We start from the raw sequence: 13,773 nt of genomic DNA on the forward strand, positions 1-13,773 counted from the left end.
CTAACTCGCTGGAATATGTTTCCTGTTTCTTACGCGTCTGTCTTTTTATATCATATCAATAAATTGTCTTTAAGAAAATGTATTTTTAACATAAATAACTTCACAAATTCAATATTCTAGGATTAAGTCTCCAGTTACTGATTAACAATTTATAAAAAAATGCTTATACATTACTATTAGTTGTAGAAGTTTCTGATTGACTATTAGTTGTGTGTGATGATTCAGAAGTAGAAGTTACTCCACTATTAGTTTGTGCTTGAGACTGACTTTCTTTCATAGCACGTTCTTCAGGTGTAAGATCATTATCATTTAAGTGATGAATATCTTCTAGAGTCACTTGTTCTGCATCTAGATCATAATTTAATAAGTAATCCCAATCTTCACTTTTAAGTAAGTCTAATTGAGCTTCTACCAACATACGGAAACGAGATCTAAACACTTTAGATTGACGTTTCATATCTTCAGTTTGGAATGATAAACGACGTGCTTTTTCAATAGCATCATTCACAATTTTGTCAGCTTGAACTTGAGCTTTAGCAAGTGTAGCTTCAGCATCTTTATTTGCAGCTAATTTCGTTTCTTCTCCAACTTTTTGAGCTTGAATTAGAGCATCACTTACAGATTGGTGCACATCTTTGTAAGATTTAATATTAGTATCTCTATCTTCAACTACTTTTTCAAGTTGCTTTTTATCTTCTTTAAGTCGTTCAATTTCAGTGCTTAATTGATCTAAATAATTAGCAACTTCAGTAGGCTCTAAACCATTCTTCACTCGACTAAACTCTTTATTTTTAATCTCACTTGGTGTGAAAGGCATGATATATCCTCCTTATTTCATCACTATTTAAATAATGTTTGATAGGTAATGTGTAGTTTATCTTTTTTAGTTCTTCCTCCAATTTGAGTAATTTGAGCTCTGCCAAATCCTTGGATAGAAAGAAGATCATTTTGTTCTAATTGAAAGTCAGGTGTATCAATAATAGTATGATTCACTTTGACTCTCTTCTTTTCTATTAATTGCTTTGCTATATTACGAGATTTATGGATCATATCTTTCAAAACAACGTCCAATCTCATTGCACTTACAGTCGTGCTGTGAATTTTCCAATTCTCTTCTGATTGTATCATATCTTTTATAGGAATAGAATTAAGTTTAACTGTTGCACCTTTAATCCTATTTAATTCAAACATAATATAAGATTCTAAACGTTCTGTCAAAACAAATTGTATATCACCAGCGACTATAATATCTCCCAATTGCTCTCTTTCAATACCTAAAGACATTAAGGTACCCAACACATGTTGGTGATGAATTGAAACAAATTTCTCAGGATAATCGATGCGTAATAGTGAAAGTTCAAAATCTTCTGGTTGTGCTTCATAATATGAGGGAGCTATGATAGCACGTTTTCTTTCAGCATAAGGGCCACCATAAAAGTTGACTTTTAACATATCATAACTCCCTACGATTACTTCTAAGATATATTGACCCCTTGGATCTAAAAATGCAGTAAGCACGGGCGCATAATGATTATCAGCTTGATTGCACTTATCTATTAATTGATCTATTAATTCTTGCTCTTCTCTTCTAAAATGTTGATATATATCGATGTGAGACACTCCTAACATTTTATTTTCACAACATTAATTTAGATAACTTCAATTTCACATGATAAAAACGAGGTCAAAGTTCACTAATTACTTTGCCTCGCTTAGAATACTCATATAAAGTTTAAATTACATCATTTTACGCTAAATGTGTAAGTATCATATTAAAAATAGACACTAAACCTCTTTGAAATAACATTAATACAATAATCGCTGCTATAGAAGAAATATCTATGATACCAATGGGCGGAATGATTTTTCTAAATGGTTCTAAAAAAGGTTCATAAATTTTACCAAGAAATTCTCCCACTTTTGATTCTCTAATGCTTGGAACCCAAGAAGTGAAGAAATAAATAATCATTCCTATATAATAAATTTGAACTAAAAATAATATAAATCGGAATATAGTACTAAGTAGACCGATATCCATAATTAGACTCCTTATTCGTAATGTTGCTCCATGTTTTCGATATGATCAGTTATGCTTCCAGCAACTTCTACGTTATCAGGTGTACATAAGAATATATCAGTGCCTACACGTTGAATATCTCCACCAATCGCATATACCGTTCCACTTAAGAAATCAATAATGCGTTTAGCAGATACTTTATCAATACGTTGTAAGTTAACTAAAGTAGCACGTCTATTTTTTAATTCATCCGCAATATCTTGTGTATCTGAAAATACACGTGGTTCAAATAAGCACATTTTAGAGCTTTCTTGAGTCGCATAATTTTGTGATGATTGATTCATAGTTACAACATTACGAGAATTACTTTTAGAATTATTATTCATACGATAATTCCTTTCTTCAGAAGTTGCACTTTTTCTTGTTGTGCTCTTTTGTGGCACAGATTTAATTGCATTTTGTTTGTTCACATTATTTTGTGATTGCGATGATGTTAAATTATTTTCATTTCGTGATTCAACATCACGTTCTTGACCACGCTCACGTGTATGAGATGTTTCACGTTCTTCAGGTGCTTCAACTTCTTCTTCATCTTCTACTACAAAAAATCCATTAAATAAATCCTTTAAAGCCAAGGGGCTCACTCCTCTTCTCCTACAAGTTTAGTCCCAATTCTGACGAAGGTTGCACCTTCTTCAACTGCTATCTGATAGTCATTACTCATTCCCATAGATAATTCTGTGCAAGGTGCATGTTCTAAATTGAATTGTTGAATTTCTTCTTTTTTATGTCTTAAATCATTGAAAATTGATTTTATGTACGCACTATCATCAGTTAAAGGTGCCATTGTCATTAAACCAATTACTTTGATGTTTTCATAAGCTTTTAATTCTTTTAAAAATTCATTAACTTCGTCTAATGCTATACCATGTTTAGATTCTTCCCCAGAAACATTAACTTGTAAAAAACAAGATATAACATGGTCTGCTCTCTTATTAATCTCCTTAGCTAAACTCAGGCGATCTAAAGCGTGAAAATAGTCAACTTCATTAATTACTTCTTTAACTTTTCTAGATTGCAAAGAACCAATAAAATGAAATACAGCATCATCAGGTAATGTTGCTTTTTTCTCTTTGAAGCCTTCTAATCTATTTTCGCCAAAGTGCCTAATACCTGCTTCATAAGCTTCTTTAGCTCGCTCTATTGTAACATACTTTGTCACTGCAATCACGTGAGGGTGTGCTGAATTAGAACTTTTTTCTAAATGTTCACTTATTTTTTGTTCAATTTGCCTTAAATTTTGTTTAACACTCACTAATTTTCCTCCTCACTTTACTTGCGACCTATAAATGCTAACATACGCCCAGTTTGACCTTTTTCAATTCTATATGAGAAAAATAAGTCTAAATTTTCAGAAGTAGCATATTCAGTTATATAAATATTATCTGATGGAACGCCTACTTCTTCAAGTAATAAAGCATTGGCTTTCTTTAAATCAATGCCGTGTTTATCTACCGCACGCGAGTCAATATATTTAGATGAATCTATTGATAATGTTTCAAATTTGTCTTTGATATCATCATTTATCTCGTAGGTATTAGATGTTGCTGGTCCGATGACCACATGTAAATCTCTTAAATCAAAGTTAATTCTTCTAACCATTTCTTTAACAATTTCACCATAAGTTCCACGCCACCCAGCATGGGCGAGGCCCACATATCCATGATTTTCGCTGTAGAAGTAAACAGGAACACAATCAGCATAACACATGGTTAATAATATATTGGAATCATATGTGAAAATACCATCTATACCATATAAGTCATTAGTTAATTTATCAATGTTCATACCTCGATGTTCTTCAGTAATTTCTGTGACTTTATTTCCATGAGTTTGAATTGGAAAAACCCAGTCTTTTCTATTAAATTCTATTTCATTTGCAAGGATTTCCTGATGTTGAGTGATATTCTCTTGGTTATCATCCACGTATCTCGCCAAGTTAAAAGCGTGTTCAGGATAATGACTCAGCCCATTCTCTCTAGTTGTGAAACCGAGCTTAATATTACTAGTAGGTTTTACATCATAATCTAAATAATGTTCTTTCTTTATAAACTTTTCAGTCACTATGTTTCACCACCATTTGAGAACGTTATTAAAGCATGATTATACTTCATGACAATAAAGTATATTATAAAACTATTATATATCATACTTTCTACCATTTAAACTACTAGTTATTAGAACAAATAATTTAAATACGTGCTTAATATTGGGTTAAAGAAATAAGTAAACTATATATGTAATTAATAAACGGTAATTTAAAAAGCCATCAGTACAAACTCTGATGGCTTTTTATGTTAATTATTGTATATTGAATTAGCGTCTTGTTCTTCTAGAACGTCTTTCCTCTCTATTTCTAATGAAGCTAGGAATATCGTCATCTTTAGTAGAGTGACTTCTTTCGCTTACACCTTCTGAAGATTGAGAGCTAGATGAAGTGTTTGTAGCAAATGAGTCTTCTTTAGGAGCAGAATGACTTTGGTTAGAAGAATTGCTATTTACACTTGAACCGAAACCAGTACTTGTAGCTTTACGACCTTGAGATGACGGTTTATCTTCAAAACCTGTAGCAATTACTGTAACAACGATTTCATCTTGAAGTTCAGGATTAATTACTGTACCGAAAATCATGTTTACATCTTCGTCAGCTGCATCTTGAACAATATCAGCTGCTTCTTGAGCTTCAAATAATGAAAGTGATTCTCCACCAGTAATATTCATAAGTACGCCTTGCGCACCAACAATTGAAGTTTCTAATAATGGTGAAGAAATAGCTTTTTTAGCTGCTTCAACTGCTCTGTTTTCACCAGAAGATACACCGATACCCATTAATGCTGAACCTTGGTTAGACATAATCGTCTTAACGTCTGCAAAGTCTAAGTTTACTTCACCTGATACAGCGATTAGATCTGAGATACCTTGTACACCTTGACGTAATACATTATCTGCTTCTTTAAATGCTTCCATCATAGGTGTTGATTTATCTACGATATCTAATAAACGATCGTTAGGAATAACGATTAATGTATCAACTGCAGCTTTCATTGCTTCAACACCTGCAGCGGCTTGAGTTTGACGTTTACGTCCTTCAAAACCGAATGGACGAGTTACAACACCTACTGTTAAAGCACCCATTTCTTTAGCGATTTTAGCGACAACTGGAGCAGCTCCTGTACCAGTACCGCCACCCATACCAGCAGTAACGAATACCATGTCTGCACCTTGGATAGCATCTTCGATTTGTTCACGTGATTCTTCGGCAGCTTTTTTACCAATTTCCGGATTAGCACCTGCACCAAGACCTCTTGTTAACTTTTCACCAATTTGGATTTTTGATTCCGCTTTAGATAAGTTAAGTGCTTGCCCATCCGTATTGATAGCGATAAACTCAACGTTATTCATACCATGGTCAATCATACGATTAACAGCGTTGTTACCGCCGCCACCTACACCGATGACTTTCAATGTAGCTAAATGATTAAATCCTTGTTCAAATTCTAACATTTAAATTTCCTCCTAGTCTTAATGGCCAATAATCATTCAAATAGAGATTTCATTAATTTTTTAAATTTACCTTCTTCTTTGTCCTTACCTTCTGCTTGATGATAATCTTCTTCGTGATGTTCTCTGCGGCCTTCATATGATTCCTCACGAGGCGTTTCAGGTTCTTCCTCATGATTCTCTTTTTTGTTTGATTTACGTTTAAACCAATCAAAACCGCTTGATTTAGATTCGTTATCTTTATCTTCTGATTCGATAACTTCCTCTTCAAATTCTTCATTATCTTGATAACTAATTGTAACATAATCTAATAACTCGTCAAAAGCGATACTACTAGAAATTGTCGAAATAGCAGAAGAGAATTCAGGCTTTCTTATACCCATTTGTGATGGAGTATGAATTCTTACCTTTTCACTTACCATATCTTGTAGCAATTCTTTTACACCAAGTAAGTTAGCAGAACCACCTGTAACAATAAATCCGCCATTTACTTTAGTAAGTCCAAGTTCTTGTAACACATCGAACACTTCAAAGAATATATCCTCTACTCGTTGTTCGATATAATCGCTTAAATCTTTCTGAGTATATTGAACATGTTCTTCACTATCAATTTGATCTACTGAGAATACATCTTGCTCTGAAGCAGAATCATAGAAAGCATGTCCATATTGATGCTTAATCTTCTCAGCAGTATCATATGTAGTATTCAAGCCTTGCGCAATATCATCAGTGATATCACGACCAGCCATTTCAATTGAATCAGCATCGACTAACTCTCCACGCTCATAAAAAGCAATTTGAGTTAAATCTTCGCCAATATCAATGACACAAGCGCCTAATTCTTTCTCTGTAGCGGTTAAAATTGAACCATAATTATAAGCATCAGAATAAACATCTAATACATCTACGCCACATGCTTCAACACATTTAATCATATTAATTAAAATAGATTTTTGTATCGCTATAACGCCTGCATCAACTTTCAATGAGTGTCTAGCAATTAATTCTTTAGGGTCAGAAACTTCATTGTCTTTATCAACTACGAATCGTATAGGAAAGACATTAATCACTTCTGTTTCTGTTACATCATTCTTATCACGAATTCCATCTAAAACCGATTCAATGTGTGTTCCATTAATTTCAGTATCTTCATAAAACTCAATTTCATTTGATTCATCGTATACTTCGGTACCAATGATAGGTAACTTTAAGAATACTTCTTTTATATCTACACCAGAGGCAATTGAAGCCTTCTTAATCGTATCTTTGATTGCTTGTCTCGCAATATCAAAATCATCAATAAGACCATTTTTGATACCGCTAGTGTAGGTTTGTCCTGTACCTATCACATTTATTCCATTGTGAAATTTTTCGCCTACTATCGTTTTTACGCTTGATGAACCTATATCTATACTTACATAGTAATGTTCCTCCATAGATAGGCACCTCCTGACAAATTACTATTAAAATACACTATGTTTAGTTTACAATACGTTGAATAGCTTGTGAACTATAAACACATAGTATTAACGAAATTTTTTAATTATTATCTTTTGATTGATTATTAATTTTATTTAAAACACTTTGAAGTTCTTCCTTAGCTTCACTTTCTTGCTGAGTAGATTTAGTTACATTCTGATCAGATTCAGACTCAGCACCTGTTGCTCCACTATAAGGTATAAACGAAGCACCGACTGATAAATCAATGTATCCATCCGTCTTAAGATTGCCTGAATCATCTCTACTTAAAGATTGGGACATCTGCGGATAATATTTCATTTTATCAGCTATTGTAGTTATATCACCGACAACTTGCATATCATCTTTAGTAAAGATCTCTATTCTATTTTGTTTATTCTTTTCTGGAGCATAACTCACTTCACCAATTAAACTTCTCACTTCAGGTGACATTTCAGATAAAGCTTGAATGATTCGTGTTTTTTTATTTCCTTTAAAGCCATCGATAATTGGCCCATCATGTGAAACATCATCACTATAATCTTTTAATTCTTTGCCATCTTCAATAATTGGAACGTAACTGTCTTTATTTTTTTCTAAACCAACAACTTGATACTCAGTTACTTTTACATTTAACGTGTTTGGCAATTGTTTATGAATTTCCACATCCTTGATTAAAGGATTCTTCTTCAAATTGTTAATTGCCTTTCTCTTACTAAATGTGTACATTCTTGAATGAGATGTGACATTTAACTCTTTATTGATTTTACTCTTACTAACATTGTTATTACCTTTAATATTTACATTAGAAATCTTGCTTAAAGGAGTAAACATATAAAGTAAGAAAATAACAATCAACAATATTAATACAGTAATAATGACATACTGTATTCTCTTTTGTCTTTTTCGGCGTAACGCTCTTTTTTTCTCCAATGTTAGAGGTTTTTGATGTTCATTTTTATCTTTTTCTTTGTTGTGTTTACTGTTGTTTTTAGAAAAAGGTATCTTATTTATAAAACCTTTTCTACCACTTTTCTCTTCTTGAGCATCTTTTTCTATCTTATCCTTCTCATCTTGGTTAGCTTCAGAAGAATCACTTTTACTATCTGAGTAGGATTCTTCTTTATCTTCGATGTCCTCATTTGATTCTTTTTTATAATCTTCATTTGGTTTTGTGTCAGCATTATTATGATGTTGAATTACTTCATCACCATTGTCTAGACTTTCATTATCGTGTTCTTTCTTATATTGAGTCTTTTCATCTTGTTGCGTACGTTCCATCTCGCGAGTATCATCTTCATGTATTTCCTCATTCGAATATTCATCATCTTTAACTCTATCACCGAAACGTTTTCTTTTTCTATTACGGAAATCTTTATTTCTTCTAAAAAGACTCACATCATCTTTATCATTATTGTCTTTCTTAGATGTAGTAAAATCTTCAATACGCGAAACTTTATCATTTTTATTTTTATTATTTTCATCCATGAGCATTCACACTCCTTAATAAGATGGCAAGTGTGCTCGGAATCTCTCGATAAATTTCTCACCACGTTCTTCAAATGTTTTATATTGATCCCAACTTGCACAAGCTGGTGATAGTAACACCACATCATTAGGTTCGATAATGTCTTGAATCTTATCAACTGCATCTTCAACGTTAGTTGCTTTAATTACATATTTACCTTGGCTATTACCTAGTTTAGCAAATTTTTCTTGTGTTTCTCCAAAAACAATCATCACACGTACATTATTCATATATGGTATAAGCTCATCAAAGTCGTTACCTCTATCTAAACCACCACATAACCAAATAATAGGTTGTTGGAATGAATTTAAAGCGAATTGAGTAGCTAAAGTATTAGTTGCTTTTGAATCATTGTAATATTTATTCGTACGATTAGTACCAATGTATTGCAGTCTATGATCAATTCCTGAGAAAGTTGTCAGACTATCTACGATGGCTTTAACTGGTACGCCTGCCAAAATAGCAGCTAATACTGCAGCCAAAATATTCTCTAAGTTGTGTTCGCCTGGTAAAACTAAATCTTTAACATTTATTATACGAACGCCATTAAATACGATAAATCCGTCTTTAATATATATTCCATTAACTTCTTGCTGTGTTGAAAAGTAAAGTGTTTTTGCTTTGAGATTCTCTGTTTCAATTAAATGTCTTTGATGATAGTTACAAATAAGATAATCATCTTCAGTTTGATTTTTATAAATTTGCTTTTTAGCATTTTGATAATTTTCTAAAGACTCATGATAATCTAGATGTGCTGAGTATATATTTGTAATGATAGCTATGTGAGGCTTATATTCATTAATACCTAGTAATTGGAAAGATGAAAGTTCTGTAATTAAATATTCATCAGCTTTAGCTTCCTGAGCCACCTTCGAAGCAACATAGCCTATATTTCCTGATAAACGTCCTGTTATGATACTTTTTTTAAACATATCTCCAATTAAAGATGTCACAGTTGTCTTCCCATTAGTACCAGTAACACCTATAATAGGCGCTTCAGAAATAAGGTAACTTAATTCGACTTCGGTTAAGATTTTTAAACCTCTTCGAACTGCCTCATCAATAATTGAAACTGTATAAGGAATACCCGGATTTTTGACGATAATAGGATTATCATCAAGTAGTGAAAGAGGGTGTTCTCCACTAACAACCTCAATTCCCATTGATTCAAGATCTTTTGCATGTGCGTCTTGGGAAAGGTCTTTTCCATCATTTACTTTGACGTTTGCGCCTAATTTAGCTAATAATTTAGCTGCTTCATAACCGCTTTTAGCTAAGCCAACTACTAGAACATTTTTATTTTCTAATCCTGTGTAATTTAGCACTCTAATGCACTCCAATCCATAAGCCTATTAATCCTGAAATTAAACCTACTGTCCAGAATACAGTTACTACTTTCCATTCTCCCCATCCACTTAATTCAAAATGATGATGAATAGGACTCATTTTAAAAATTCGTTTCTTAGTTAATTTATAAGACGCCACTTGCATCATAACTGATAATGTTTCAATTACGAATACTAATCCTACAAAGATAAGTGACAATTCTTGATTTAACATAATTGAAATTGTGGCAAATATTCCCCCTAATGCTAGACTACCTGTGTCACCCATAAACACTTTAGCAGGGTTAAGGTTATAAGGTAAAAAGCCAATTAATGCAAACACCATGATGACACAGAATGTACCGATTGCTGGAGAATCTAGTATAAAGCTCATAATCGCATAGATTGCAAATCCAATGATAGATAACCCAGTAGCTAAGCCATCCAATCCATCAGTTAAGTTAACCGCATTTGAGAAACCAACCTGCCAAAAGATTATGAATATTACATAAGCAAAAGAGAGGGGTAAATCAAAATGAGTAAATGGAATATGTAAGTTTGTAGCGAAATTGACTAAATGAAAGATATCACCCAGCACAAAGAATATAACTGCAATTAAAATTTGAGCTAAGAATTTTTGTTTACTCGTTAAACCTTGGTTATTCTTCTTAACTACGATAATGTAGTCATCAATAAATCCAATTAACCCAAATCCAATTGTAACTAATAATAATAAGATAATAGGGTTTGATTTATCGACAAATATAATCGCAATAATAGAAGTAATAATAATACTTATTAAAAACGTGAGTCCACCCATAGTCGGTGTTCCTGTTTTTTTCATGTGGCTTTGAGGCCCTTCTTCTCTGATACTTTGGCCAAATTTCATTCTTTTCAAGGTTGGAATGAGCACGGGTACTAATATAAATGTTATGAGTAGTGCGATGATCGCATATATAAATAACATATGAATCTCCTTTTCTTCACTTTCTAATTTATTCGTTAAATGTAAATAACCTTTAATAGTTTATCAGTTTTCGTTTTATTTTCATATAAAACTTAAAACATAAATAAATGAGGTTGGGACCATCTCTTAGTTAATCCCTAAAATGATCATCCCAACCTCTGTTGTCTGCTTAGTTCAATCAGCTGTCATCGCTGGAACTTGAATTATTTTTTGAATTACTATTGGAGTCTTTTTTAGAGTCAGAATTAGAACTATCCTTTGAATCTGATTTTGAAGATGGGCTTGAATCTTGTTTAGAGTTTTTATCTTTAGACTTACTGTCATCTTTTGAGCTTTTGTTAGATTCAGTTGCATTAGAATCATCTTCACTATCATCAGTTTTATCAGCAGATAGAGTCACTTCTACTTTATCTTTGTTTTTCAACGTTTGGCCTTTAGTAATACTTTGATTAGTTACAAAACCATTACCTTTAGTAGAAACCTTAATATTTGTTAAGTCTTCAAATGCTAGTACATCTTCTTTTGTCCAACCAGTCATATCAGGCATCGTGATATCACCATCAGTAAGTAGTAACACTTTACTATGAGGTAAGATCTTTGTTCCTGCTTTAACAGATTGAGATTTAATCTGTTTACCACTACCTATAGTAACTGGTTTGAGTGACTGTGCATTCATACTATCTTCAGCTTTTTGAGTTTCTTGACCTTCAGCATTAGGTACTTTGCTGTAATCAGCTTTAGATGCAGAATCACTTGATTTACCTGCATTGAGATATTTGAGAGTATTTTCCATAATAGGTTTAAATGCTTTACTCACACCCATCTCGTAAGCTTCTTCATCATTTTTCTGAGCTAAACTCATACCTGCGTAAACAATGACTTTAGGATTCTTCTTAGGTGCGTCGCCTATAAAGCTTACAAAGTAAGGATTTTCACCTTTAACATAACCGCCACCATTTGAATCTGCAACTTGAGCAGTACCTGTTTTACCTTCGATGTCATAACCTTTAACACGATAATTCATCGCATGACTTTGTTTACTATTAACAACCTTATCTAGCTCTTTTTCAACTTTGTCTGCAGTATCTTTAGTAATTGGTTTTCCTGCATATTGTTTTTTACCACTATAGGAGTTTTTCTTAGTAACAGGATTATCGATACTATTTACAAACCAAGGTTTTAGCATATTACCTTTATTGAAGAATGCTGATTGCGCTTGAATCATCTGTACTGGTGTAACAGTCGTAGATTGTCCGAACGCAGACGTTTTTTGTTGTAACTCATTAGACCAAGCTACATGTCCTGACGCTTCTCCATCAAACATTCCATTTGTTTTCTTACCGAAGCCAAAACGTTCATACCATGATTTCATCTTATCTGCACCAACTAAATCTTGTAAGTGCATCATTAGAGTATTAGATGAGTAAGTGAAACCTAGTGTCATAGGTATATTGCCCCAGCCTTCTTTATTCCAATCGGAAATTTCAGAACCCATAATATCTCTGTGACCAGATTTATATTTTTCATTAGGTTTAAATTTACCTTCTTGAATAGCAGCGGCTAATCCATAAGACTTAAATGTAGAACCTGGTTCATACGTATTCTGGTATAAATCGTTGGCCCATTTCTTACCGAAATCCTTACCTGTTTCAGGATTAAAGGTAGGTCGTTGACTATAAGCAAGTATTTCACCTGTTTTAGCATCCATCACTACTGCAAATAAATCTTTAGGAGCATATTTATCTACCATGCCATCTAACGCTTCTTCAACAAAGACTTGAATATTAGAATCAATCGTTAAATGAACATCATCTCCTCGTTTAGGAGTTTGTTCTTTTTTAGTGTTAGGAGCTATATACCCCCAAATATCTTGGATGTATTTAAGCGTACCTTGCGTTCCATTTAAGTAACTATTAAAGATTTTTTCAACACCTAGTGCACCATTGAGTTGCCCTGTGTCAGGATCTTTTTGAGCCATACCAATTAAATGGGAGGCAAAGTTTCCATTAGGATAGAATCGTTCTGTCTCTGGATATAATGAAACACCAGGTAAATTCATCTTTTCAATTTTTTCTTTATCTTGATATGTTAAGTTAGTTCCTTTTTGACCAAACTCAACTTGGAAAGCTTTCTTTTGATTGAGTCGTTTTTCAATATCAGAGGCTTTCATATCTATAATTTTAGATAATTGTTTAGCTGTTTTCTTCTTATCTACTACGTGACGTGGCTTTTTACTGTTTTCACTTGCCTTTTTATCGACAACTGCAACAACTTTATACCTTTCAACATCTTCAGCAAGAACCTTTCCATTGCGATCATAAATTTTACCTCGCTCTGGTTGCTCAGAGTTTTTAACTAAGTATTTTTCATTTGCCTTCATCACAAGATTCTGACCATTAGAATGACCTGTTACCATAATATATGAGAACCTTAAAACCAATATAAAAAAGAGCAGTCCGAATAAACCAACTAGTAGGACTGCCCCTATTTTATTTTTTTTAATTTTAATTTTTCGCTTCGCCATTACTACGCACTACCTTTACATTATCGTTCTGTAGGCTCATACCTTGTTGTTTAGCCTTATCGTAAATGCGTTCATATGAAGAGTTTTTCTTGATTTCAGACTTTAATGCGCTGTTTTCACTAGATTGTTTTTCTATTTTTTGATCTAAATCTGCAATTTTTCCCCGCGTATCATACGCATCCATTTTTAAAGATAGCATATAAATACTAATCATGGCAATTACTGTAATAAGCGTTATGTATAAAACTTTTTCAAATCTAGTTAATTGTACGACTACTTTTCTTTTAACAGTCTGTTTTTCAGGACGAGATTGCGGTTGTCTTTGTGGAATACTGGTTTGAGTTGCTTCATCATAAGGTTGATAAATTTTTTCTACAGCCATTTCAATTACTC

At 32.9% G+C, this 13,773-nt stretch carries 13 protein-coding genes; all 13 read right to left on the bottom strand.

From position 1 onward, the window contains the following. Positions 1–163: 163 nt before the first annotated feature. Complete coding sequence (locus V6C74_RS07980) at positions 164–817, bottom strand: DivIVA domain-containing protein (protein ID WP_002453027.1); 654 nt, start codon at positions 815–817, stop codon at positions 164–166. A 23-nt stretch (positions 818–840) separates the two neighbouring features. Beyond that, positions 841–1,629 carry an RNA-binding protein gene (locus V6C74_RS07985; protein ID WP_002453026.1) on the bottom strand — a complete coding sequence of 263 codons (789 nt, stop codon included), beginning with the start codon at positions 1,627–1,629 and terminating at the stop codon, positions 841–843. A gap of 118 nt (positions 1,630–1,747) precedes the next feature. Continuing rightward, on the bottom strand, positions 1,748–2,038 hold the full coding sequence (locus V6C74_RS07990) for a YggT family protein (RefSeq protein ID WP_002453025.1): 291 nt from the start codon (positions 2,036–2,038) through the stop codon (positions 1,748–1,750). An 11-nt stretch (positions 2,039–2,049) separates the two neighbouring features. Continuing rightward, a complete protein-coding gene (locus V6C74_RS07995; RefSeq protein WP_029625771.1) occupies positions 2,050–2,661 on the bottom strand; it encodes a cell division protein SepF in 612 nt (203 codons plus the stop codon). After that, entirely contained in the window at positions 2,658–3,332 is a 675-nt protein-coding gene (locus V6C74_RS08000) for a YggS family pyridoxal phosphate-dependent enzyme (RefSeq protein ID WP_002453023.1), read from the bottom strand. Before V6C74_RS08000 ends, V6C74_RS07995 begins: the two co-directional genes overlap by 4 nt. 17 nt (positions 3,333–3,349) lie before the next feature. Beyond that, entirely contained in the window at positions 3,350–4,141 is a 792-nt protein-coding gene (gene pgeF, locus V6C74_RS08005; protein WP_016898751.1) for a peptidoglycan editing factor PgeF, read from the bottom strand. A 252-nt stretch (positions 4,142–4,393) separates the two neighbouring features. Then, entirely contained in the window at positions 4,394–5,581 is a 1,188-nt protein-coding gene (gene ftsZ / locus V6C74_RS08010) for a cell division protein FtsZ (RefSeq protein ID WP_002453021.1), read from the bottom strand. Between the two features lie 32 nt (positions 5,582–5,613). Continuing rightward, positions 5,614–7,014: a cell division protein FtsA gene (gene ftsA, locus V6C74_RS08015; protein ID WP_002453020.1), complete on the bottom strand. Its 1,401-nt coding sequence runs from the start codon at positions 7,012–7,014 to the stop codon at positions 5,614–5,616. A gap of 103 nt (positions 7,015–7,117) precedes the next feature. Then, entirely contained in the window at positions 7,118–8,524 is a 1,407-nt protein-coding gene (locus V6C74_RS08020; RefSeq protein ID WP_016898752.1) for a cell division protein FtsQ/DivIB, read from the bottom strand. A 15-nt stretch (positions 8,525–8,539) separates the two neighbouring features. Continuing rightward, complete coding sequence (murD, locus tag V6C74_RS08025; RefSeq protein WP_002453018.1) at positions 8,540–9,889, bottom strand: UDP-N-acetylmuramoyl-L-alanine--D-glutamate ligase; 1,350 nt, start codon at positions 9,887–9,889, stop codon at positions 8,540–8,542. A 1-nt stretch (position 9,890) separates the two neighbouring features. Beyond that, positions 9,891–10,856, bottom strand: coding sequence for a phospho-N-acetylmuramoyl-pentapeptide-transferase (gene mraY / locus V6C74_RS08030; protein ID WP_002453017.1), 966 nt, complete (start codon positions 10,854–10,856; stop codon positions 9,891–9,893). Positions 10,857–11,034: 178 nt separating this feature from the next. Next, positions 11,035–13,380 carry a penicillin-binding protein gene (locus tag V6C74_RS08035; protein WP_103175552.1) on the bottom strand — a complete coding sequence of 782 codons (2,346 nt, stop codon included), beginning with the start codon at positions 13,378–13,380 and terminating at the stop codon, positions 11,035–11,037. Further along, a complete protein-coding gene (ftsL, locus tag V6C74_RS08040; protein ID WP_002453015.1) occupies positions 13,361–13,762 on the bottom strand; it encodes a cell division protein FtsL in 402 nt (133 codons plus the stop codon). The genes V6C74_RS08035 and ftsL overlap by 20 nt, the downstream gene beginning before the upstream one ends. Positions 13,763–13,773 lie beyond the last annotated feature (11 nt).

Origin of the sequence: Staphylococcus capitis subsp. capitis, assembly GCF_040739495.1 — a bacterium.
Classification (GTDB): Bacteria; Bacillota; Bacilli; order Staphylococcales; family Staphylococcaceae; genus Staphylococcus; species Staphylococcus capitis.